Raw genomic sequence first — 23,302 nt, forward strand, 5'->3', positions numbered from 1 at the left:
TCCCGGGGGACGGGGATTGAGCGATGGGGCGCCGGGGCCTGTCCGTCCACGAGTCCGCCCGCCGCCGCGCCGCTTTCTGCCGGCCGGGTGACTCACTGTCGTTTCCCGAAGGAACCCAGCCATGCAGATACCGAACCGCCGCGCGGCGCTCCTGGCGGGCGTGCTGCTCGCCGCGAGCGCACTCTCCGGCATCCACCCTCCGACAGCGATGGCGGCGGCCGACCCCGGCGCCGTCGCCGTGACCGTGAACGCCCGCGCCGGACTGGCGCGGGTGTCCGACACCGCCTTGGGCGTCAACCACGCCATCTGGGACCAGAACCTGGGCACCGCCGAGACGTCGGACCTGCTGCGCGACGCCGGCGTGCAGATGATGCGCTATCCCGGCGGCTCGTACGCCGACATCTACCACTGGAAGGACCACACCGCGCCCGGCGGGTACGTCGCCCCGAACACCGACTTCGACACGTTCATGGCGGCGGTCAGGCGGGTCGGCGCCCAACCGATGATCATCGCGAACTACGGCACCGGTACGCCGGCCGAGGCCGCCGACTGGGTGCGCTACGCCAACGTGACAAAGGGGTACGGCGCAAAGTACTGGACGATCGGCAACGAGAACTACGGCAACGGGCTCTACGGGTCGGCGTGGGAGGCGGACGACCACCCGGACAAGAGCGCCAGCCAGTACGCGCGGCTGGTCGTCGAGTACGCCGACGCGATGAAGGCGGTCGACCCGAGCATCAGGGTGGGCGCGGTGCTGACGATGCCGGGCAACTGGCCGGACGGGATCACCGCCGGCGGCGACCCGGGCTCCTGGAACCAGACCGTGCTCTCCCTCGCCGGCCCGAAGATCGACTTCGTGGACGTGCACTGGTACCCGGGTGGCACCGCCGCCGAGTCGCTGACCCGCACCAACCAGCTCCCCGACGCGACGTACCTGCTCCGACAGCAGCTCAGCCGGTACGCGGGCCCGAACGCCGACCGGATCGGCATCAGCTTCACCGAGCTGAACGTCGGCGCCGGCCAGAACACCCAGCCCGGGGCGCTGTTCCTCGCCGACGCGTACAGCGGGCTGCTGGAGAACGGCGTCTTCACCGCCCAGTGGTGGAACGTCCACAACGGCATCGGCACCGTGAGCGAGGTGGCGGGCCAGACCGACTACGGCGACTTCGGCATGCTGTCCAGCGGCGGCTGCACGGCGGACGGCTCGGTGTGCGAGCCGCCGTTGAACACGCCGTTCGCGCCGTACCACGCGCTGACGATGATGAAGCTCTTCGCGAAGACCGGCGACCAGTTCATCCGCGCCGGCACCGACGAGCCACTGGTCAGCGCGCACGCCGTTCGACGGGGCAACGGCGACCTGGCCGTGCTGCTGATCAACAAGGACCCGGACGCGGCCCACGACGTCGCCATCGACTACGCCGGGTTCACACCGTCGACAGCCGCGCCGACGGTGTCCACCCTCACCAACGGCGCGACGGGCATCGCCACCGGCCAGTCCGGCTCGGCGACCAGCCGGACGCTGCCGCCGTACTCGTTGACGACGCTCGTGCTGCGCCCGGCCGGCGCGACCGCCGGGCGGCCGTCGGCCCCGGGCCAGCCCACCGCCAGCGGCGTCACCGACCGGGGCGCGACGATCACCTGGCCGGCGGCCACCGCCGGCAGCAGCCCGATCGCCAAGTACGAGGTGTACCGGCAGAACGGCGCGGTCAGCGAGCAGTTCGGCGAGACGGCGACGACGTCGTTCACGGTCGGCAACCTGGTGCCGGGCAGCAGGTACACCGTCAACGTGCTGGCCCGCGACACGGCCGGCCGGGTGTCCTGGGCCTCACCGCCGTTGACGTTCGCCACCGGCAGCCCGGCGACCAGCACGTGCACGGTCCGCTTCACCGCCAGCAACGACTGGGGCAACGGCTACATCGGGGGCGTCGAGATCACCAACAACGGGACGAAACCCATCACCGGCTGGACGCTCACCTGGACCTGGCCGACCGGGTGGCAGCAGGTGAGCAGTGGCTGGAGCGCCACCTGGGAGCAGGTCGGCAGGGCCGTGCGCGTCACCCCGACCGACGACAACCGGCAGATCGCCCCGGGCGCGAGCGTCAGCGCCGGCTTCGTCGGCGCGTACAGCGGGCCGAACGTCCTGCCGACCGCGTTCACCCTCAACGGCGCCATCTGCGCGAGCGGCTGACCGCGCCCGTCGACGATCGTGATGCCTGTGAGTTGTCCAGATGACCCACAGGCATCACGCTCGTGCCGACTCCGGGGGTCCGTGATCGACCATCGTGGACGGTATGCTGCGGGCTCGGCGGGGAGAGGTGGTCGGCCATGACGCAGTCGGAGCCCAGGCTGAGCCTGCAGACCGACCGGCCGAACGCGGCGCGGATGTTCGACTACTACCTCGGCGGCAAGGACAACTTCGCCGCCGACCGGGCCGCCGCCGAGATGGTGTTGCAGGTCGCGCCGTGGATGCCCGAGGCCGCCCGGCAGGGCCGCGACCTGATCGCCCGTACGGTCCGCCACCTCGTCGAGGAGAAGGGCGTCCGGCAGATCCTGGACCTCGGTTCCGGACTGCCGACCCGGGACAACGTGCACGAGATCGCCCACCGCATCGACCCGGGCGTACGCGTCGTCTACGTCGACAACGACCCGGTGGTGTGCGCCCACGGGCGTGCCCTGCTCGCCGACGCGGCGACGGTGTCGGTCGTGCAGGCCGACCTGTGCCGACCCGCCGAGGTGCTCTCCCATCCGGAGGTCGCCGCCGCCATCGACTTCGACAGCCCGGTCGCGGTCCTCATGATGTTCGTGCTGCACCTGGTGCCCGACGAGCAGGTCCCGCACCACATCGTGGCGACCTACCGCGACGCGCTCGCCCCCGGCAGCTACCTGGCGCTGTCCCACGCCAGCACCGACGTGCACCCCGACCTGATGGCCCGCATCTCGGCGATCTACGCCCGCGCGAACACGCCGTTCGTACCGCGCGGCCACGCCGACGTCACCCGGTTCTTCGGCGACTTCGTCCTCGAGTCGCCCGGTCTGGTCAACATGTGGCCGTACCCCGAGCCGCCCGCCACCGTCGACGCCGAGGTGGCCCGCACCGGCTTCAGCGGCGTCGCCCGCAAACCGTAGGCATCATCGGGCTTGTTCCGGCGACCGTCGCGCCGCGCCGGTCGGGCTCCAGCCGGCCGCGACCAGCGCCCGTCGAACGGTGTCGGCGACCTCGTCGGGGCGGGCGCGGACCAGCCAGGCGGGGAAGCGCAGGATACGGTCACCGCTGGTCCATAAGTCGTTCTGCCGGCGCATGTCCGCCGCCCACTGCCGGGCGTCCATGTGGTGCGCGCCGTCGATCTCCACCTGCACCCGCCACTCGTGCCAGTACACGTCCAACCAGCGGTTGCGGCCCGCCGCGTCGACGCGGTGTCGTTGCAGGTCCGGCGCGGGCAGCCGGTGCCGCCGGCACAGCCGTACAAAATTGATCTCGGAGAGCGCCTGCGCACCGCCGGCGATGTCGGCGACGGCCTGCCGGATCAGCCGTCGGCGAGGTGCCCGGGGCAGGACGTCGAGCACGGCATCCAGTTCCTCGGGTAGCACGCGACGCTGCTGGCATCCGGCGGCCAACAACCCCTGCGCCTCGTCCACGCCGCCCGCCCACCCGGCCGCGTCCACCAGGGCGCGGGCCGTCGTCGTACGCGGCGGACGGGCGAGCTGAACATGCCCGTCCGGCAGCACCGACGTGCGATGGACCAGCACCGCGGGCATGTCGATGGGCAGCCGACGCAGGGCGGTCCGCGCGGCGCGACGTTCGGCCGGCACCAGCACGTGCAGTGGTTCGCGCCGCAGTCCCCGTACGCCCGCCTCGGCAGCCGCGGTCACCCCGGCCAGGACCGCTCCCGGACCGGCCGCAAGCACCGCCACCCACAGTTGCTGGTCGCGGGTGAGTCGACCATTACCGGCCAGCACGATCCCCTGACAGACCGACCGCCAGCGTCCGGAGCGAATCCGGCCCCGGACCGTCCCCTCGGTGACGAGCCCGGAGAGCTGCGCGGTCGTCAGCACACCCGCCTGCTCGAAGGCGAGCCAGTCGAGTGCGTCAGCGTCATCAGGAGGCAACATCCCGTCGAGCCTTCCCACCTGGTTGGTGCCGCGCCATCAAATGGCGGACAGTTCTGCCGCTGGCGTACAGCCCTCGTTGCTGCCGCTGCCGCTGCCGCTGCCGCTGCTGCCGCTGCTGTCGTTGCCGCGTTGCGGCGTTGCGGCGTTGCGGCGTTGCCGTGCTGCCGCTCCGCGCTGCCGTTCGGCGTCCGCCGCGTGTCGCGTGTCGCGTGTCGTGCGCCGTGCGCCGTGCGCCGTGCGGCGTGGCCGCGTTGCCGCTCGGCGTCCGCCGCGTGTCGCGTGTCGTGCGCCGTCCGGCCCTGCGCCGTGCGGCCGTGCGCGGCGTTGCCGCGCGCTCCGTTGCTGTCGCCCGTGCAGATCTTGGACAGTTTCCGTTAGCAGCTAACGGAAACTGTCCAAGATCTGCAGGGATTCGGGCATGAGTGGGTGTGTGGCTAGCGGGGGGAGGCCCAGGTGGTGAAGCGGTCGGTCAGGTTTGGGGGTGGTTTATCCGGATTGAGGGCAGTGAGGTGGGCGGCGGCCTCCGCCTGAAGCGCCGCCAGGTGGGCCAGCAGGGCCGGGCGATCAAGCCGGTAGGTCGCGAGGAGGCGGAGCTTGGCGGGCGAGCAGGGCCAGGCGATTCCGCAGGTGCCGCAGCGCCACGTCGGGCGGGCCGGCTGATGGTCGTGAGCACGCCGGGGCATCAGCCGACCCGCACCGGACCGCGCATTGCCGGGCGCCGAGCAGCACGACGCGGCGGTGCCGTGGGCCGGGACGGTGTGGTGGTCGGGCGCGGCGGTGCGGTGACGGGTACCGCGATGGGCTTGGGCGGCGCGGCGGTCCGGGGTGGGGTGGCGGTCCGGGATGGCGCGGGCGTCGGGGATGGGGTGGCGGTCCGGGGTGGAGTGCCGGTCCGGGGTGGGGTGGCGGTCCGCGGTGGGGTGGCGGTCGGGGGTGGCGCGGTCGTTCGGGGTGGGGTGGCAGGTGGGGAGGGGAGCCAGCGCGCGCCGGAGGGCATCAGGTAAAGCTCGCGGCGGGCGAGGGCGTCGCCGTTCGGGCCGAGCTGGTAGGCGTCGATCCACAACCAACCGTGGTACGTGTGCCGGTCGGTGAGGGTGCGGATCACGCAAACGGTGATGGGGCGGGCGAACTGTGGGCTCGCGGCGCGGGTCAGGTGCAGCAGGTCACCGGATCGCACCTGCGGTGGCTGGTCGACAGGCATGGTCATCCCCCTGGCAGGCGTTGGGAGGGGCCGCCCCGTGAGTGCTCGCCCAGAGGGCGGCCCCGGTACGAACGCGTCCGCCGGGTCTCGGGTCCTCCACCGGCCGCGCCGCTGGTGACACTCTGCTGTGGAGTCCACTACGCTCGGAAGGTGGTTCGCCGGTTCGGGCTGAGCTGGCGAAACGTTCCACGCCGGGCAGTGGCGTGAGTAATTGATCTTCCGGCTTGGGGAGCTTTGAATGGCTGATCTGCCGCACCCGCTCGCCGCGTTCATCGTGGGCGAGATTCGTCGCGCCCGAGGAGCCGCCGGGATGACGCAGGAGGCGTTCGGCCGAGGTGCCGGCTTCAGCGCCTCCCACGTCAGCGCCGTGGAGGGCGAGACACGGGCGCTCACGATGGACTTCATCAAGGGCGCCGACCGGGCACTCAACAACGCCGGCCTGTTCGAACGCATGGTGGGCAAGCTCGGCGCCCCATCGTGGTTCCTGCCGTGGCTCGACGCGGAGCGGACGGCGACGCAGCTCAGGTCTTTCCAACCGACCCTCGTTCCGGGCCTGCTCCAGACGGAGAGCTACGGCCGGGCCGTCATCCGCTGCAATGAAACGCTGAGCGATGACGAAGTCGAGAAGCGGCTGGCGCACCGGATCGACCGGCAGGCGATCTTGACGAAGGCAAACGCCCCGCATCTGGTCGCCGTCATCGCCGAGGCGGTGATCCGCCGCGCCGGCACGGACTTCCGCGACATCATGGCCGGGCAGATCAAGCAGTTGACCACCCTCGCGGAGCGGCCGAACATCAACGTTCACCTGCTGCCGGACGAGGTCAGCATGCACGTCGGCCTGACCGGGCCGTTCAGCTTGGCACGCCTGCCCGAGCACAAGTGGGTGGGGGAGATGGAGAACCAGCTCGGCGGAGTCGTCATCGACCGAGACGACGATGTGGATACTCTCATGTCGAGGTGGGAGATGGTTCGCAGTGAAGCGCTTCCCCGCCGGCAGTCGATCGAGCTGATGAAGGATGTCGTGACGTCATGGACCTGATCGGCGCTAGGTGGCGCAAATCCACTCGCAGCGGCTCTGGCGGCGGCAACTGCCTTGAGGTTGCGGACAATCTGCCGGGCATCGTCGGTGTGCGGGACTCCAAGGACCCCGACGGGCCGGCGCTCGTCTTCCGGCCAGCCTCGTGGCGGGCGTTCGTCGCCGATCTCGCTCGGCGTTCGTAGCCAGCGCCCCAAGCGACAAGCGCCCGCCCCCCGAACAGCGGGGACGGGCGCTTCGCTGTGCAGGGGACCGGTCAGGCGACCACCGACCGCAGCGGCACTCCGGCGGCGCGCAGCGCGCGTACCAGATCGGCAGTGAACGGGTGCTCGTCGGCCTGGAGCCCTTGCGGGTTGGGGATCACGACGTACGCCGAGGTGCCCTTCGCGGACGTCCGGGCGTCGGTGGTGAAGCGTTCGACGATGGCCCGCGTGCGAGCCAGGTCCGTCGCCGCGACCTCGATGGTGGTCGGCCGCCATCCGCCGCCCAGGTCCGCCGCGACCGGCGCGGCGGCGGCGCTGGCGCGCGCCGCGTCGGTGCCCGGCGTGCGTCGGGCGTCGGGTGCGCCCGGCGGGTAGAGCAGCGCGTTGGCCACCAGGTGCAGACCATTCTCGTTGTACGCGCGAAAGAGCGGGTTGAACGCGAACAGCACCGACCTGCCGGTGCCGGTCGGCTCGTCGACGACGGCGGCTGTGCCCTTGAGTGTGTCCGCGCCGACGGTGTAGCCGTTGGCCCAGAACGTGTCGTCGGTCGGGTAGGTGAGCACGTTCGTCCCGGTGGTGCTGGGGTTGAGGATCGGGTCGCTGTTGTTGAACTCGAAGTCCTCGGCGGGGCGGCCGAGGGCGACCGGGTTGTCGGTGTCGACGTCGACCCGCAGGTGCGAGCCGATCACCAGGTAGTCGGCCGGTTTGGTCTTCTCTGTGGTGGAGGTGAGCCCGGCGGCGCGGGCCAGCCGGGTGCCCTCGTTGCGCAGCCCGATGTAGGTGTGGCCCTGGGCGATCCAGTCGCGCAGGTTGGCCTGCCCGGCGGCGGTCAGTCCGCCGGTGGCGCTGCTGCCGTCGGGGACCAGCAGCACCGTACGCCCGGTGAACGCCGCGGTGTTGTCGTTGATGTCGGCAGTGGTGACCGGCTTGAGGGCGAGGCCCCACCGCTTGCCGAGCACGTACCGGGCCTCGCCGTGGGAGCCGGACGTGGTGGAGATGCCGGTGCCCTGGAACAGCCCGACGTCGGGCAGGTCGAGGCGGGTCCCGGTGGGGCGTCCGCCGGGGGTGAGGGTGACCCCGGCGGCCTCGGCCAGGTCGTCGACCGTACGGCTCAGCCGGGCCGCCGGGATCGCGACGCGGTTGGTGTCAAGGTCCCGCACGAGCGGCACGCCACGGCCGAGCAGGGTGAAGGTGAGCTCCGCGGCGGCGGCCGAGTCCAGCGGGTACGTGTAGGAGCCCCACGGCCAGGCCAGCCCGCTGCGGCCGCCGGAGATCCCCCGGACCGGCTGGGCCTGCGGGCGGACGTTGTCTCCCGTGTAGATCGTGGAGACGCCCATCAGCAGCGGGTTGCTCCAGGAGGACACGTCGTAGAAGTACGGGAACGGGACGTACGGGTCCTCGCCCATGATCGCCTGGATCCAGTGTTTCTGCGGCTGGTCCATCGGAATCCAGTACGCGCCCTTGGGCACGGTCACGTTGGTGGCGCTGCGACCGCCGAAGACCCGCGCGGTGGGCACCCGGGTGGGCTTCTGCACCTCGTACACCTCGACGTCCATCCGGCGCAGCCGCTCGACGAGCCGGCGGACGTCGGCGAGCTGCCGGTCGGGCAGCAGGAAGTACGAGCGGACCGTGACGGCCGGCACCGGGAACTGGACCTCGTTGGTGGGCTGCACCACCTCGTTGGGCTCCAGGGCGCCCGCCCGGCCCTCGGCGAGCGCGTCGGTCCAGATGTCGAAGTAGCCGTCCAGCACCTCGCGCTTGTTGGCGGCGGCCCAGCCGAGCGTCGACCACTGGGTGTGGAACTGCTGCTGCACCCGGTCGGCGACGGCCGAGGCGCTGCCCTTCTCGTACGTCATGCCGGCCGCGCCGAAGCCGGTGGTCGGCACGGTGTCGCCGTAGCCCATGAAGAACATGTCGTACGTGTCGTAGTTGAAGTAGCACTCGGTGGTGACCGTGTCGTCGCAGGCGCCGTTGTAGCCGAAGCCGGCCTTGTTGGCCTCGCCGATCCGGTTGATCCAGTCCACCGCCTCGCCGGCGATCTCGTGGTGGATCGGGTCGGCGTTGGGCGGGAAGAAGTACTGCCGGCCGCCCATCTCGTGGGCGTCGATGAACACCTGCGGCGGGTAGCGGCGCAGCAGTTCGAGCTTGCCGTCCGTCTCCTGCTGGGTGCGGGCGAACCAGTCCCGGTTCAGGTCGAAGCCGAACTCGTTCTGCCGCCGGGTCGCGTCGCGGCCGTCCGGGTTCTGCGTCGGGACGATGATGGTGACCAGGTTGTCGTTGCGCCGCGCGACCTCGCAGGACAGGCCGGCCGCCAACTCGTACAGCGTCTTGAGCGCCGCGTCGGTGCCACTCTTCTCGCCGCCGTGCACGTTCGCGGTGACCCAGACGATGGCCGGGCCGTCCTTCGCCGTCCGGGCGGCCGTCCGCGCGCTCGTCCGGCGGGGGTCACGCAGGTCCCGTACGTCGTCGGCGATCTTCCGCAGGGCGGACGGCCGCACGTGGCGTTCGTTGGACACCACCGCGTACGGCAGGGGCTGGCCGAGCACGCTGGTGGCCGTCACACCCGTGACGACCCGGTCGGAGGCGCTGTCCACGGCCCCGAGGTAGGTGCGGACCTCGTCGTTGGTGACGACCCGCTCCTGTCCCGTCCCGAGGGGGAAGCCGAGCGCGGCCTCCGGGCTGGGCACGGTGCTGATCCGTGCCGTCGGGTCGTCGCTGCACGGTGCGGGTCGCGCGGCGCCGGCGGCGGGCGTGCCGCCGAGCAGGGGAGTCATGCCGAGCAGGAGCGCGATCGTGGCGGCGCCCGCCAGCCGCTTCGGGGGGAGGGTCCAGAACGGACGTGACGATGGGGCCATGTCTCGGGTTCCCTTCTCGCGGAAAGCCTCGCAGTGGCCGGAGCCTATGAATTGGCCGACACGACGGTCAAGGGTTGATCGACACCGGTGAGTTCGCGGGCTGCCCGACGGTGGCGCGGGCTGGCAGGATGAAGGGGGTGGGGTTGGCCTTCGCCGGAGGGAGAAGACGGTGCCCGAGTCTCAGGAAACGATCGCGCTCTCGGTCCATCCGGATCTTCCCTCTGCCGATGCCCGCCGGTCTCTGGCCTCCTGGCTACGCGCCGAGGACCGGCTCCGCGGAATGGTGACCGCCGCGCCCGCCGCGGGCTCGACGGCACCGCCGGACGAGATGTCCGGGGGCGCAACGGACGTGTTGTTGGTGGCCGTCGGCAGCGGTGGCGCCGTCATGGTGCTGGTGCAGGCCATTGCCGGCTGGTTGACCCACCGCCGCGAGGACGTGACGGTGAGGCTCACGCTTCCCGGCGGATCGTCGGCCGAGTTGGACGTCCGCCGGGCTCGGGACATGGACCAGGTCACCGCGCTCATCGAGGCTGCCGTACGCGCGCTGGCCGATCACGAACCGTCTGTCGAGACGAACGACAAGTGAGTCGCCCCGACCCGAGCAGGTCGACCGCGCTGCTGATCGGCACCGCCACACACAGCCAGCAGGCACTGGAGGATCTGCCGGCGGTACGGGCGAACGTCACCGAGCTGGCCCGACTGGTCACCACCGGGCCGGTCGACCTGGTCGCCGTCGACCGCTGCACCCAGCTTCTCGACGTTCCGCACCCGGGGGAGGCGGGTGTCACGATCGCCGAACGCTGCGGCGAGGCCGAAGACCTGTTGCTTGTCTACTACGCGGGCCACGGGCTCCTCGACGACAACGGAGAACTGTTCCTCGCCCTGAGCGGCACGAACCCCCGACCGGACTGGCTCAAGTACACAGCGATCCCGTTCAGCTGGATCCGTGACGCGATGCGGGACAGCCCCGCCCGTACCCGGGTGTTGATCCTCGACTGCTGTTTCGCGGGCCGGGCGCTCACCACCATGTCCGCCACGGACGTGGAGAACGGGCTGGCCGACCGCAGCGAGATCCAGGGCACGTTCACCCTCACCGCGACCTCGGACAACGTCGCCGCCATCGCGCCGGTCGGTGCCGAGCACACGGCGTTCACCGGCGAGTTGCTGCGCCTGTTGCAGCACGGACCACCGGAGCGCGACGGGCACCCGGGCGGGGGCGACCTCACCCTGAGCGCCGCGTACCGGCACCTGGCGGTGACCCTGCCCAGCCAGGGTCTGCCCCGTCCGCGCCAACGCAACACCGACCTCGCGGCCGACCTGGTGTTGCGCCCCGGGTCTGTCGCCGCACCTCCATTGGAGGACCAGCCGTCGGGCGAGACGCCGGCCGTCAACCTGCCCGTACTGGCCGCAGCCCGGCCGGTGCTCGACACGCTGCGCCGACCGCAGCGACTGTTCCACCCGTTGCACCGCGACCTGTTGGCGAGGCACTGGCGACGGCTCGCGGTGTCGGCAGGTGTCGTGGGCCTGCAGATCGCTCTCCTGATCTCGTGGCTCGGCCCGGCCCTCGACCCGACACGACCGCGCGGGTGGCTCAACGGGGATCTGCTGTTCACGATCTTCGAGCCGGCTGCCGCGGTGATTGTCACAGTGCTCGCCGCCACCGCCGGTCGCGACGTGCGGGCAGGGTTTCCGCGAGATGCCAGAGTCAAACGGGGACTTGCCATCATTCTCTGGGGTGCTGTCGTCGTGTACCTGCCGATCACCGTCGTCGTGTACATCGCGGCGGAGATCTTCCTCGAGTCTCCGCGGTTCTTCCTCGTCCTGCTCGGCGGGCTCCTCTGGCTGACGTGGCGTCTCGTCCGAGAGTTGCTCTACCAGGGCTATGCGCTGGCGGCGTGGTGGCGGGTCCCCGCAGCGGTCGGCATCACCGGCGGGCTGCTGGTGGCGTTCCAGATCGTCGGTCCCATCAAGCACCACGCCGGGTGGCAGGTGCCGCTCGAAATTCATGCCTTCGGGAAGGTCTGGTTGCTGACCGGGATCCTCGCGATCGGTGCGCTTATCGTCATACAGCTCCACGACGTGCTGACCGGTCACCTCGCGCTGGCCCGAAGACCGCTCGTCGTCCAGCTCTCCAAACAGGGCATCGGCGTGCGGACCAGAGCGCACAACAGGTTCATCGCGTGGCACCACCTGGACCGGATCTTCGTCGCCGGAAACGTCCTCGCCATCGCCTTCAAACGGGACTATCCCGAGGTGGAGAAGCCGCGCGAGTTCAGCTACTCCGCTGCCCTCGGCGGCTTTACGGTGGCCGACATCCGGCACTTCCCACACACTCGTCCGGAGATCCTGCACGCCCTCTCGCACTTCGCGGGCGGCACCTTGCACGGGGTCACCCCACCCAATCCTGACGACGACCGGCTGCCCACGCGGGCGGACGGCAGCTTGGCCTGGCGGTTCAGCGAGCGGTGGAGCACCCACTGAGCTGACGCCACACCGCCGCCGACCGAGGAATCGGCCGGCGGCGGGTCGGCTCGAGCAGGGGTACGTCTACCTGGTCGTCAGGCCCAGGCCGATCGTCTTGGTCAGCGTGGCGTTGTCGTCGTCGCCGTCGAGTGACCAGACCATCGCGCCGGCCAGGCCGGCCCGCCGGATGTAGAGCGTCTTCTGCAGCACGACCGCCGGGTCGTCGTACGTCCAGAAGGTCGTACCGTCGAAAAGCCAGGCGTGCCCGGCGCGCAGGTCGCGGTGCACGGTGTAGCCGTTGCCGGCCAGGGTCTTGAGCTGCTTGTAGTCCTCGTAGCCGGCCTCGAAGGTCGCCGGTGCGGGCCCGGCGGCCGGCTGGAACAGGCCGTTGCCGCCGCCGGTGACGCCGGTCCAGCCGCGACCGTAGTAGGGGATGCCCAGGACCAGCTTGTCGCGCGGCGCCCCACGGTCGATCCAACCGTCGACGGCCACCTCGACGGAGAAGTCGGGGTTGCCCGGCGAGCCCGCCGGTACGCGCAGCGCGGACTGCTGGTTGGTCACCGCGTCCCAGCCGCCGTGGAAGTCGTACCCCTGCACACTGGCGAAGTCGAGGTACGTGAAGATCTTGCGGCCCTCGTAACCGGCGTCCATCGTGGCCGGGTTGGCCGGCAGGAAGGCGGTCAGCGGGTGGTGCGCGCGGGTCGTGCGGCCGTACGCGTCGAGCTGCCGGCGGAACTCGGCCAGCAGCTTGGTGAAGTTCTCCCGGTCCTGAGGTCGGATGACGTTGCCGGGCTCGCCGTCCCAGTTCGGCCACTCCCAGTCGAGGTCGACGCCGTCGAAGACGCCCGCCGCGGCACCCGGGCTGCCCGGGAGGTTGCCCTTGAGGTACAGGTCGATGCAGGACGCGACAAACGCCTTGCGGGAGGCGTCGGTGCGGGCGGCGTTGGAGAAGTACGTCGACCAGCTCCACCCGCCCAGCGAGATCAGCACCTGGAGACCGGGGTGCTTGGCCTTCAGCTTGGCGAGCTGGCCGAAGTTGCCGTTGAGCGCCTGGCCGGGGGCGTCGGCGACGCCGTCGACGCTCTCCTGCGCGGACACCGGCCGTTGGTAGTCGGCCCAGGCGTCGCCCTCGCCCGGTCCGCCGTCCACATAGCAGCGGCCGTCCTCGCTGACGTTGCCGAAGGCGTAGTTGAGGTGGGTGAGGCGGCTCGCCGCACCCGAGGTGTCGAGCTTCTTGACCGTGAAGGCCCGGCCGTAGATGCCCCACTGGGTGAAGTAGCCGACCCGGTGGTAGCCGGGCTGGCGGTCGGGCCTGGCGCCGGCGCTCGCCGCGGCGGGCGGGGCGGCGGTGAGCAGCAGGGTCGCCAGGGCGACGACGGCGGTGAGGCGGCGGTGACGCAATTGTCGCATCGGCACTCCCACGAGGGATCAAGCAGAATTAGTAAAGACACTTATCTGATTGATGAAGTTAAGCCGATCACGCTCTGCGGTCAAGAGCCGTCCGTCCGCCGCCGTCCCCGCGGCGGACGGTCAGCCGACCTGGCTGTTGTCCTTGAGCGACCCCCAGCCGTGCCAGCGGTCGATCTCGATCAGGGCGCTGACCCGACCACGATCACGCCGGGGATAGGGATTGCCCGTGTAGTGCCGGGACAGCCGGTCGATGTCCGTGAAATCCTCGTCGGCGCGCAACTCGGCGACGTGCCCGATGATGCTGACGTGGGTGTACCAGCCGGCCTCGTCCAGCACCGTGAGGGAGACCCGAGGATCGTTGCGGACGTGCTCCAACCGGCGGCGGCTCTCGTCCATGTTGACCAGGATCCGGCCGTCCTCCCAGAGGTACCAGGTCGCGGCGGACACCGGCTGACCATCACTGCGAAGCGTGGTGATGACGGCCGGGTTCGGCTTCTGCAGCATCTCGACCGCAGCCTCGGGAAGCGGTGGCTTGGACATGAAGGCTCCTTTTCGCATGAGCGGTTACCCCTGCACGGTACGCACCCGCCCGGCGCCCGCACGGCAGGACGCGGATCGCGGCGTGCGGGAGGCCGAGGGGCTCAGTCGAGCCAACGGCCGTCGCGCATGAGGACGCGTCCCCGCAGCTCGTTGGCCTCCCGCCAGGCCAGGATGCGCCGCGGCCGGATCACGAAGTACTGGTAGGGCTCGGCGATTCCGCTCGGGTCGAAGCCGGTCCTGGTGGCGAACGCCGTACGCCTGTCGTGGCCGAGGTCGGCGGTGTCCACCGGCTCGGCGGCACCCTCGACGATGACGACGTCGCGCGTCGTGCCCAGGCTGAGTCGCACCCGGCCATCCCCCACCAGGTTGCGGCCGGTGACCGAGGCACGCGGCGTCGAGATGAGAAACACGCTGCCGTCCCAGAGGTAGGAGAGCGGGACGAGGTGCACGCCGTCCGGGGAGCCCGACGTGGCGACCCAGAGGTCGACGTCGTTCTCCAGTCTCCTGCGCGTGTCTCTCAGCCGCTCCTCACGCCCCCGCGGTGGCGTGCTCGCCATATCTTCCCCCGTCCACCTCGTGACCTCTGATCGGTTCGGTCGCCCCCGCCGCGACCAACGGCACGTCCGGCGCGTGACGCAGTCGGGCGAGGTCGTCCAGGCGCTGCTCCTCGGCGCGTGCGCGTCCCCAGGCGGCGAGACACATGGCTCAGCGCAGTTCCTGGATGCGGACCATGTTGCCGGCCGGATCGCGGAAGGCGCAGTCGCGGATGCCGTACGGCTGCTCGGTCGGCTCCTGGACGACCTCGGCGTCGCGGGCCTGCACCTTCTCGAAGGTGCCGTCCAGGTCCCGGGTGGCCAGCAGGATCCACCCGTAGGTGCCCTTGGCCATCATCTCGGCGATGGTGCGCCGCTCGTCCTCGGTGATGCCGGGGTCCGCGGCCGGCGGGGCGAGCAGGATGGACGTGCCGGGCTGGTCGACAGGGCCGACGGTGATCCACCGCATGGTCCCCTGACCGACGTCGCTGCGGACCTCGAAGCCGAGGACGTCGCGGTAGAAGGCCACGGAGGCGTCCGGGTCGACGTGCGGAAGAACTGTCGTGTGAATGGTGATGTCCATGCTGGCCATGCTAAGTAGGGCCCTCGGCCGGTACTTCTCGATTCCTGATCGATGCGGCGGGTGGCGGGCGCGGGCGCACCCGCGTGTGGGGTGTCCCGGCCGGCCGGAGAGGATGGGGTCATGACCGATCCCGTACTCCCCGGACGCGTTGTCGTCACCGGCGCCACCGGCAAGCTCGGCCGTGCCGTGGTCGCCCACCTGCGCGGCGTGGGCGTCGACGTGCTGGCGGTGGACCGCGTGGGCGGGCGCGATCCCCGCGACGTCGACGGCGAGTTCCTCCTCGTCGACCTGACCGACTACGGGCAGGTGGTGGAGGCGTTCACCGGAGGCGCCGACGAGCACCCCGGCGGCGTCGAGGCGGTCGTGCACCTGGCCGCGGTCCCGGCGCCCGGGCTGATGCCCAACGCGACGACGTTCGCGAACAACTCCGCCGCGACGTACAACGTGTTCGCCGCCGCCCGGGCGGCCGGCATCAAGCGGGTGGTGTGGGCGTCCAGCGAGACCGTGCTCGGGCTGCCGTTCGACACCCCGCCGCCGTACGCGCCCGTCGACGAGGAGTACGCGCCGCGACCGGAGTCGACGTACTCGCTGAACAAGGCCCTTGAGGAGGAGATGGCGCGGCACTTCTGCCGGTGGGACCCGGAGCTGGTCATGGTGGGTCTGCGGTTCTCCAACGTGATGGACGTCGAGGACTACCTGCCGTTCCCCTCCTTCGACGCCGATCCGCGGTCGCGGCGGTGGAACCTGTGGGGCTACATCGACGCCCGCGACGGCGCCCAGGCGGTCGAGCGGGCGCTCGCGTACGACCGGCCCGGCGCGGACGTGTTCATCATCGCCAACGCCGACACCGTCATGAGCAGATCGAGCGCCAGCCTGATGGCCGAGGTCTACCCGGGTGTCGAGATCCGCAAGGAGCTCGGCGAGCACGAGACCCTGCTCAGCATCGACAAGGCGCGGCGGGTGCTGGGCTACGAGCCCCGGCATTCGTGGCGCGACCACGTCGACCAGTTGTAGGCCGCCTCGGAGCGAAACCAGGTTGTGCCGTACGCCCAGAATGTATGCGTGACCCTCGATATTGATCACGTGTACGTGCCGGTCAAGTTCGACCTCGGCGGCACGGTGCAGGACGTGGAACCGGCGCTCCCACTGCTGGCCAGACTGGGCGCCACCTCGGTCGACGTCGTCCAGCACGAGGAGACCCGGGCCTACAACATCTCCTACCTGGCCACCCACCCGCCGGTGCTGCAGATCTCCCTCGGCACGTCGGCGGTGCGCATCGGCCGTACGACGTGGGCGACCAGCACCCAGATCGTGATCTACCCGGCGCTCGGCGTGATCTCGGTGGATCTGCGGTTCGCCGCGCCGGAGCCGGCGGTCAGCACCGAGGACATCTGCCGGTTCTACGACGACCTCGTGCGCGAGAACACCCTCGACTACTTCCGGCACCTGCGCGACCTGGACACCTTCCCGCCGAACCTGGCCGGGCACCTCAGCATGATCGAGGCCGAGCCCCGGGAGCACGGTGGGCTGACGGTGTCCGCCCACGTTCAGGCGGTCCGCGCCATCCTGCGCGAGTCGGCCGGCTTCGAGCCCCGGGAACGCCGCTACCCGTTCCAGAACATGCGCCAGTTCTTCGTCCTGCGCGGTCCCGAGCGGGCCGAGAACGAACCGCTCGTGGAGTCGCTGCTGCGGCTCTCCGCCCTGCCGGTGACCCCGGGCACGGCTGCCGACGACGGGCCGCTGCGCCTGCCCGGCCTGCTGGTCCGCACCACCGGCTGGTCCACCGTGGCGGTCCTGCACGACGGGGTGGAGGGCGCGTCGGCGGCGGCCCGCATGGTCCAGGACATGTACGGCCAGATCCACGCCCAGTGGTTCTTCTGCCAACTGTGGGTGGGGGTGGACCCGAACGACCGCGACGAACTTGTCGGCCCGGGTCACTCGCTCGGCGCGCGCATCACCCAACTGGCGCGGGTGCAGTTGCAACTGAGCCGAGGGCTGGCCGAGGTCGGCAACGTCGACCTCATGTACCGCGACCCCATGCGCATCGCGGTGGCCACGTTCCTCATCGACGGGCTGCGGGTTCCCCGGCATCTCCAGGCCGCCCGGCAGCGTCTCGAACTGCTGCGCAGCAATCTGAGCCAGCTCTTCGGGTTGCAGACGGCGCTGTTCCAACAGCGCCTCCAGTGGCTGTTCTCGGTCACCGCGGTCGCCGGCGTCGCGGCGCTGCTACCGGAGATGCTCCAGATCGACAGCATGCGCTGGCGGATCGTGACCATCGCCCTGTTCGGCGCGTTGGCGCTGTTCTGCTGGCTGCTGATCCGGCTGCTCGGCCGTGCGGGCCTCCGCACGGACCGGCGGGCCCGGCCGACCCGGACGAGGCGGCGGACCGCCCGAACGAGGCGGTGGAGGCCCTGGGGGCGCGGCGTCGACCGCCCTCCGGGCGATCTGGCATAACCATCGGGCGTACCGACAGACCGGGATAAAGTCCCCTCAGCGGGTACGAGACGGGACCGGGTCGGCGAGGGGGTGCGGCCATGGCCGTGGTGTCCTCTGGTCGCTCGCGCTCGCCATCGAGCTCGTCGGCGCGGCCTCCCACTGGCCGGTGCCGCGTATCGGCCGTGCGCCGCTCGCCAACCTGGTCACGGTCTCCGAGCGTCCTTCTCCCGCCGGTCGCCGTGACCGCCGTGGCGGCACTGATCCTGGCCGGGATCGCCGTCGCCGACGGGCGGGTCCACCAACGCGGCGCGGAGACCAACCCGACGCTGTGAGCCGGGCCGGAAGAACGTTGTGCGGCTGCTGGCGCTTCGCGTATGTTGGCGGGCACGCCGTCGAGCCGAGAGGAGGTCAGAACAATGTCTCATGTTCTGCGCCCCCTCCGCGTATCGGCGTCCACGCGGATCTGACCCGGGGCGCTCGCTTTCCGGAGGTTCGCCATGACCAGTCTGGTCATCCGCCCGCTCGTCGCGGGCGAGGAAAACCTGTTCGACTCCATGACCGATCCGCTGCCCCAACTGCGGCAGATCGCGTACGCCGACGGCATCACCGGCGGCGGCTACCGGCCCGAGAACACCTGGATCGCCCTGCGCGACGGCCGGGTGGTCGGGCGGGCGGCCTGGCTGCTCCCGCCCGGGGCGGTGGGCGCTCCCTGGCTGGAGCGGTTCGACCTGGCCGCCGAGCCGGAGGTCGGCGCCGCGTTGCTGCACGCTGCCCACGAGGCGCTGGGCGGCCCCGGTCGGTACTACGCGGCTCTGCCCGCGCACTGGCGGCGTCGACCCGAGGTGCTGGCCGTGGTCACCGCGCCGATGGAGGCGGCCCGACTCGCCGGCCTGGTCGAGGTGGGTGAGCGGCTGCGGTGCTCGTGGACGGGAACTCCACTGCCGACGACCTCCGGCCGGTACACGTTCCGGCCGCCCGTCGACGCTGCCGAGATCAACGCCCTGGTCGCCCGGGTCGCCGTGCCGGACGTGCTGACCGGCGCGGAGATCGCGCGTGCCGTCGGCGGCGTCGACCTGGCCACCGATCCGCTGGCCTGGCTGGGGGAGTCGACCGAGGCCTGGCGCGTCGGCATGGCGGGCGGGCAGCCGGTGGGCCTGGTCGGCACGGCCGGCGACGCCTGCTACCCACTGCTGGCGTACCTCGGCCTGCTCGACGACGCGGCGCGCGGTGAGCTGCTGGCCGAGGCGGTCCGGGTGCTCGCCGCCGGAGGCGCCCGGGAGGTGATCGCCGACGTGGACGCCCACCGCGTCGCGGTGCTCGCGGAGTTGGAGCGCACCGGGTTCCGGCAGCTCCGCGCGCGCGTGCTGTTCGCGCCGCCGGCCGAGAAGGCGTAGCCACTCGGGGGTGCGCCCCGCGTCACCCGGGGCGCACCCCGCACCGGCGGCACCGTCGGGGCGGACCGGACCGAGACCGTGCCCTCACCGCACGCCCACCGATCCACCGGTGATCAAGAGGTTCGCGTCACGACACGCCGGTGGGATGACGCAAACCTCTTGATCACCGAAGCGGGGCGGGGGAGGAGGAGGCGGGGGTGGGGGTGAGGGTGTTCAGGTTTGTTTGGTGGGTGGTGTTGGACTGGATCACTGTGGTGGCCAGTGTGGTGGTGGCCGGGTTGACGCCGCCCTTCTGCTCGGCGGTGGCGACCCGGACCGTCTGCGTGAGGTACGCGCGCAGGTGCGCGGCCAGCAGGCGGTGGAACGTCGTCCCGGTGGCCGACCGCAGCGCGGCCAGCTCGTCGGCGGTGACCATGCCCGGCATGTCGTGGCCCTCGTGCGGGTTGGTCGTCGGCGCTCCCGCCTCGCTGAGCAGTTGACGGGACCGGGTCAGGTCGGCACGGTTGCTGGCCCGCACCTCGGCGGCCAGCCGTCGCCAGGCGGGGTCGGTGGTCCGGGTTGGCACCAGGTCCAGCACCGGGAGCAGCCGGTCCGTCAACGCCGCCGTCAGTTGCAGCCAGGCGATGTCGGTGGGGCTGAAGGAGCCTGCCGATCCGACGTTCGACAGTGTGGACGCGGCCGGCGCGACAGTGGGTGGCCCGGCGCTGTGCGCGGTGCCGGGAGACCCGCCGGCGCAGCCGGCGACGAGCACCGCCGCCGTGAGCAGAGCGGCGCGAGCGCGCATGCGGCCTCCTTTCGCCCGCGGCGGGCGGGCCCGGCGTGACCGGACCCGCCCCTCCGTACGACGGTGTCGGCTCAGATCGGCCGGCCGTCGTGCCCGCACTTGATGACCGGCCGGATGCAGTCCTGGACCCGGCGGGCCATCTCCGCGGTCGGCCAGGCGTTGAAGAAGTCGCCGTGCATGGTGTAGCCCGGCCCGGAGGCCAGCCGGAAATGCGACGGGTCGCCGTTGACCGGGTACCGCAGCACCTGCCGCAGCTTCGGCACGTGCACCGGGTGGGTGCTCGGGCAGGCCTGGTTCACCGGGTACGCCAGGTGGCTCTTGTGGTCCGGGGAGTCCAGGTCCCGACCGTTCCAGCACTGCGGGAAGTCCAGGTACGACTCCAGCATCGTGCCGGCCGGGCAGTTGACGAAGTCCTTCGACGGCGGCACCTGCCCGGCGTGCAGGCAGGACCAGCGGGCGATGCTGTCGTTCGGCCCGGTGGCCTTCGCGTTGCCCGCGACGAGTCGCAGGCCCTGCGGGATCGGTTGGGTGTTGGCGACGACGTCGGCGCGGACCCCTTCACCGAGGTAGTAGAACGTGGCGATGGCCGGCTCCACCGCGACGTTGTCCCGGTAGAGGGTCGGCACCCAGTACGACGAGACGTCCACCGCCGGGTTGCAGGTGCTGGTGGACCGCACCAGGTCGGGAAGCGTGGTGTTGCCGTTCGTCACCGTGCTGCCGAAGAAGCTGTGCATGTGTGAGGCACCGGGCAGCCCGGGAAAGACGATCGGGTCGTCGGGCAGCCGGTGGCTGTACGCGCAGTCGGCGGGGAACTCGGCGACCCGGATGACGTTGGCGACCGGGGCGGCGTCGGCCCGGTCGGTGGTCCAGGCCAGGTACGTGCCGAGGAGCGTCAGCAGGGCGCCGATCGCCGTGGCGATGCGTAGCCGGCGGGGGACGTGGGAGAGGGGTGCGGCCCTGTCCATCTCGTGACTCCTGTCGGGGACGGGTCAGGGACAGCTCCGACGCCGCCGCCGAAAGACGTCGGAGAGTGTCCTGGCCGAAGGGGGGTGGTGGCCCGTGAACCGGGGCGAGAGAGCGCTCTCACCACATCAGACTGTTCCCCACGTCGACGGTTGTCAATACGTGCGCAGTTGGTGGAAAACGCGGCGGGAGGGGCAGCCCGACACCTCGGGCTGCCCCTCCCGTGGAACGAGGACGTCAGAAACCGAGTACGGTCCGCCCGCCGACCACGGGCAGCCGCACCTCACTGTCGTTCGGCGCGACCCGCAACTCGGTGCCGCCCAACGGCAGCAGCGTGTACTCCTGGTCGCTGGAGAAGACGACCACCCCGATCCGGTGGCCCGCCGGGAAGATGTAGTCCTTCGGCTCCATGGTCCACCGGTAGTCGTACAGCTTGCCCTGCTTGACCGGCTCGGTGCGCGCGGCGCTCTTGCGGTTCTGCGGGTCCATCCAGCCCCGGGTCACCACGGTCGGCGCGGCGGTCGACCCGGCCGGGCCGTAGTCGACCAGGTACGCGGTGAGGTTCGCGTCCGGCTTGTTGTCGATCGCCATCCGCAGCCGCATCTCCGGGCGCCCCGAGATGCGCACGTTCTGCGTCAGCGCGGGGGAGCGGTACGCGAGCCGGTTGGCGCTGGCCGTGTCCGGATCGGCCACCAGGGTGTCCGGGTGGATGGTCCGTCCCTCGTCGACGAAGCTCTGCTCGACCTTGGCCTTCGGCGGCTTGCCCGTGGTCAGAGCGCCCGGCGCGGTGGCGTCGGTCGCCGCGAACCGCAACCCGACCTCACGCGCGGCGGGGTCGGGCCAGTTGGCGTACGTGGTGTAGGCGCGGTCCTCGCGCTGGAGCACCGCGGTCGGCTCGTCCATGATGCCGTTGCGCACGTTCCACAGCCAGAAGTCGAACCAGCGGTTCTCGGTCTGCTTGTAGGTCCAGGTGTGGCCGTCCGGCAGGGTCACCGAGGCGTTGCTGCCCGGACCGCCGTGCCCACCCTGGTGCAGCCAGATCTTGCGCGGCACGTCGCGCTTCGCGAGCTCGTCCCACCAGCCGGCGAAGTGTTCGGTCTTCACGTTCCAGTCGTTGAGGCCGTGCACGACGAAGACGCTCGCCTTGACGTCGCGCGCGTCCAGGTAGTCGCGGTCCTGCCAGAACTTGGAGTAGTCACCGGTGACCCGGTCCTGCTCGGCGGTGATCGTCGCGAGCTCGTCGGCGCAGGGCCCCTCGGCGCGCGCCTGCCCGGCCGTGTACTGGGCCAGGATGTCGAGGTCCTCGCCCTGGAAGGTGCCCGGCGCCACCACCAGGCCGTTGGCCCGGTAGTAGTCGTACCAGCTGCTGATCGCGGAGACCGGCACGATGGTCTTCAGGCCCTTGACCCCGGTGGTGGCCACCTGGTTGGGCAGCGTCCCGTTGTAGGAGACGCCGGTCATGCCGACCGCGCCGGTGGTCCAGCCGGCGGTGACCGGGACGCCGTTCACGTCGTACGCCTTGGCCCGCCCGTTGAGCCAGTCGATGACAGCCTTGGTGCCGAGCGTCTCGGCCTGGTCGCCGCTGGTCGGGCAGCCGTCCGAGTCGCCGGTGCCGACACTCTGGCCGAGCACCACCGCGTACCCGCGCGGCACGTAGTAGTCGTCCAGCGAACCGGGCAGGTTGGCCTTCGCCTGCGCCCGCTGGGCTTCCACCTCGAGCGCCCGCCGCCCCGAGCGGTCGGTCCGGCCGTTCTGCGGCAGGTCGTCGACCAGCACGCTCGGGTACGGCACGTCACCCCAGGTGCCCTTGCGGTACGGGCTGTGTTCGAAGATGACCGGCACCTTGAAGCCCTGGGTGGCGGTCTCCCGGGGCCGGGAGATGTCGATCGCCACCCGGTCGGGACGGCCGTCGTGGTCGGTGTCCACCGGGGTCTGGACGAACACCCGCTCCTCGATGGCGTCCGCGAGCGAGAACACCGGTTGAGTCATGCCGTCGGCCACCACGATGCCGGTGGGCGCGGAAGGCGTGGGCGGAGCGGCCGCCGCGGTCGGGGCTGCGCTCAGCACCAGGGCGCCGGACACGCCGACGCTGAAAAGTGCGAGATGGCGGGGTCGACGCATGCGCGTCTCCCTTCGGTCGGGCTGGCTGCCGGGTCTCGGCACGGACCAATCACGAAGATCCATTCGTCGCCATGCTAGGTGCGAGTGGGCGTCGCGTCGATCCCCTCGGGCCGCGCCCGCGCTCGTTACTGGCCCTCCCAGACCGCCTTTGCGCCTGAGTCGCCGGTACGGACCACGTAGTACACGGCGATGGCGGCGGCCACCACCGACAGCACCTGCAACACCAGCGTCAGCGCCCGACTGGAGCGCGCGCCCTCGGCGCCGCGCGGCGCGACGAACCAGACCAGCGCCAGCGCCACGACCCCCAGCCCGATCGCGGCGTAGAGGGCGAGGTCACCGAAATCCTGGTGCGCCTCCAGCTTCGGGACGAACTCGGGCGTGACGCGGTTGGCGGAGCGCAGGCGCGCGAAGAACGCGTCGCCGGTGAGCTTCGCCAACAGGGCGGCGACCGGCGCGCCCACGGCGAGCAGGCCCAGCACCCAGCGTGTGTGCGGCCGGATCGGCGCGACGAGCGCGTACGCGACCGTCAGGAGGGCCAGCAGCGGCACGAACACGACCGCGGCGTGCAGCACGAGAGGGTGGGCGGGGATACCCATGAACTCCTCGAACATCGGCGTCTCCTCCGAAAGGGGTGGACGTCGATCGTCCGGGAAGGACGTTATCGGTCGCG

20 protein-coding genes are annotated in these 23,302 nt (G+C 71.2%); 9 read left to right on the forward strand and 11 right to left on the reverse strand.

The features are described from left to right. The first annotated feature begins 121 nt into the window (after positions 1-121). Positions 122-2,188 carry a cellulose binding domain-containing protein gene (locus ABZT87_RS25360; RefSeq protein ID WP_355138596.1) on the forward strand — a complete coding sequence of 689 codons (2,067 nt, stop codon included), beginning with the start codon at positions 122-124 and terminating at the stop codon, positions 2,186-2,188. 137 nt (positions 2,189-2,325) lie between these two features. After that, positions 2,326-3,126 carry an SAM-dependent methyltransferase gene (locus ABZT87_RS25365; protein ID WP_355138598.1) on the forward strand — a complete coding sequence of 267 codons (801 nt, stop codon included), beginning with the start codon at positions 2,326-2,328 and terminating at the stop codon, positions 3,124-3,126. A gap of 3 nt (positions 3,127-3,129) precedes the next feature. Here the strand turns inward: ABZT87_RS25365 and ABZT87_RS25370 are convergent, their stop codons facing one another. Beyond that, complete coding sequence (locus ABZT87_RS25370) at positions 3,130-4,110, reverse strand: DUF559 domain-containing protein (RefSeq protein WP_355138600.1); 981 nt, start codon at positions 4,108-4,110, stop codon at positions 3,130-3,132. A 682-nt stretch (positions 4,111-4,792) separates the two neighbouring features. After that, a complete protein-coding gene (locus ABZT87_RS25375; protein ID WP_355138602.1) occupies positions 4,793-5,311 on the reverse strand; it encodes a hypothetical protein in 519 nt (172 codons plus the stop codon). 238 nt (positions 5,312-5,549) lie between these two features. Between ABZT87_RS25375 and ABZT87_RS25380 the strand changes: the two genes are divergently transcribed. Next, positions 5,550-6,350, forward strand: coding sequence for a helix-turn-helix transcriptional regulator (locus tag ABZT87_RS25380; protein ID WP_355138604.1), 801 nt, complete (start codon positions 5,550-5,552; stop codon positions 6,348-6,350). Further along, positions 6,341-6,532, forward strand: coding sequence for a DUF397 domain-containing protein (locus ABZT87_RS25385; RefSeq protein WP_355138606.1), 192 nt, complete (start codon positions 6,341-6,343; stop codon positions 6,530-6,532). Before ABZT87_RS25380 ends, ABZT87_RS25385 begins: the two co-directional genes overlap by 10 nt. 71 nt (positions 6,533-6,603) lie before the next feature. Here ABZT87_RS25385 and ABZT87_RS25390 read toward each other — a convergent pair whose 3' ends face one another. Then, positions 6,604-9,405: a M14 family zinc carboxypeptidase gene (locus ABZT87_RS25390; protein WP_355138608.1), complete on the reverse strand. Its 2,802-nt coding sequence runs from the start codon at positions 9,403-9,405 to the stop codon at positions 6,604-6,606. 169 nt (positions 9,406-9,574) lie between these two features. Here ABZT87_RS25390 and ABZT87_RS25395 point away from each other — a divergent pair, with 169 nt between their 5' ends. Together ABZT87_RS25395 and ABZT87_RS25400 are read left to right on the forward strand one after the other, a co-directional pair. Beyond that, the gene (locus tag ABZT87_RS25395; protein WP_355138610.1) at positions 9,575-9,991 is read left to right on the forward strand and encodes a hypothetical protein; all 417 of its coding nucleotides are present in this window, start codon (positions 9,575-9,577) and stop codon (positions 9,989-9,991) included. Further along, entirely contained in the window at positions 9,988-11,886 is a 1,899-nt protein-coding gene (locus ABZT87_RS25400; protein ID WP_355138612.1) for a caspase family protein, read from the forward strand. Before ABZT87_RS25395 ends, ABZT87_RS25400 begins: the two co-directional genes overlap by 4 nt. A gap of 66 nt (positions 11,887-11,952) precedes the next feature. Here ABZT87_RS25400 and ABZT87_RS25405 read toward each other — a convergent pair whose 3' ends face one another. The 4 genes from ABZT87_RS25405 to ABZT87_RS25420 all read right to left on the reverse strand — a co-directional run bounded on the left by ABZT87_RS25405 (position 11,953) and on the right by ABZT87_RS25420 (position 14,934). Then, entirely contained in the window at positions 11,953-13,278 is a 1,326-nt protein-coding gene (locus tag ABZT87_RS25405) for a glycoside hydrolase family 18 protein (RefSeq protein ID WP_355138614.1), read from the reverse strand. Between the two features lie 120 nt (positions 13,279-13,398). After that, positions 13,399-13,818, reverse strand: a complete 420-nt coding sequence (locus ABZT87_RS25410; RefSeq protein WP_354862330.1) for a PPOX class F420-dependent oxidoreductase — start codon at positions 13,816-13,818, stop codon at positions 13,399-13,401. Positions 13,819-13,919: 101 nt separating this feature from the next. Beyond that, complete coding sequence (locus ABZT87_RS25415; RefSeq protein WP_355066332.1) at positions 13,920-14,375, reverse strand: pyridoxamine 5'-phosphate oxidase family protein; 456 nt, start codon at positions 14,373-14,375, stop codon at positions 13,920-13,922. Between the two features lie 148 nt (positions 14,376-14,523). Next, positions 14,524-14,934, reverse strand: coding sequence for a VOC family protein (locus ABZT87_RS25420; protein ID WP_354862333.1), 411 nt, complete (start codon positions 14,932-14,934; stop codon positions 14,524-14,526). A 120-nt stretch (positions 14,935-15,054) separates the two neighbouring features. Here ABZT87_RS25420 and ABZT87_RS25425 point away from each other — a divergent pair, with 120 nt between their 5' ends. The 3 genes from ABZT87_RS25425 (at position 15,055) to ABZT87_RS25435 (ending at position 18,764) form a co-directional block, all read left to right on the forward strand. Then, positions 15,055-15,948 (forward strand): NAD(P)-dependent oxidoreductase, encoded by an 894-nt coding sequence (locus tag ABZT87_RS25425; RefSeq protein ID WP_354862334.1) that lies wholly within the window; start codon positions 15,055-15,057, stop codon positions 15,946-15,948. A 48-nt stretch (positions 15,949-15,996) separates the two neighbouring features. Then, the gene (locus tag ABZT87_RS25430; protein WP_355138616.1) at positions 15,997-17,388 is read left to right on the forward strand and encodes a hypothetical protein; all 1,392 of its coding nucleotides are present in this window, start codon (positions 15,997-15,999) and stop codon (positions 17,386-17,388) included. 479 nt (positions 17,389-17,867) lie between these two features. Beyond that, the gene (locus ABZT87_RS25435; RefSeq protein WP_355138618.1) at positions 17,868-18,764 is read left to right on the forward strand and encodes an acetyltransferase; all 897 of its coding nucleotides are present in this window, start codon (positions 17,868-17,870) and stop codon (positions 18,762-18,764) included. Between the two features lie 163 nt (positions 18,765-18,927). Here ABZT87_RS25435 and ABZT87_RS25440 read toward each other — a convergent pair whose 3' ends face one another. From ABZT87_RS25440 to ABZT87_RS25455, 4 genes are all read right to left on the reverse strand, one after another. Further along, complete coding sequence (locus ABZT87_RS25440) at positions 18,928-19,548, reverse strand: DUF305 domain-containing protein (RefSeq protein WP_355138620.1); 621 nt, start codon at positions 19,546-19,548, stop codon at positions 18,928-18,930. 71 nt (positions 19,549-19,619) lie between these two features. Then, positions 19,620-20,513 (reverse strand): DUF1996 domain-containing protein, encoded by an 894-nt coding sequence (locus ABZT87_RS25445; RefSeq protein ID WP_355138622.1) that lies wholly within the window; start codon positions 20,511-20,513, stop codon positions 19,620-19,622. Positions 20,514-20,748: 235 nt separating this feature from the next. Next, positions 20,749-22,632, reverse strand: a complete 1,884-nt coding sequence (locus ABZT87_RS25450) for a Xaa-Pro dipeptidyl-peptidase (RefSeq protein WP_355138624.1) — start codon at positions 22,630-22,632, stop codon at positions 20,749-20,751. A gap of 125 nt (positions 22,633-22,757) precedes the next feature. Next, a complete protein-coding gene (locus ABZT87_RS25455) occupies positions 22,758-23,243 on the reverse strand; it encodes a DUF2231 domain-containing protein (RefSeq protein WP_355138626.1) in 486 nt (161 codons plus the stop codon). Positions 23,244-23,302: the final 59 nt, after the last annotated feature.

The sequence above is a fragment of the Micromonospora sp. NPDC005237 genome, from assembly GCF_040607775.1.
Classification (GTDB): Bacteria; Actinomycetota; Actinomycetes; order Mycobacteriales; family Micromonosporaceae; genus Micromonospora.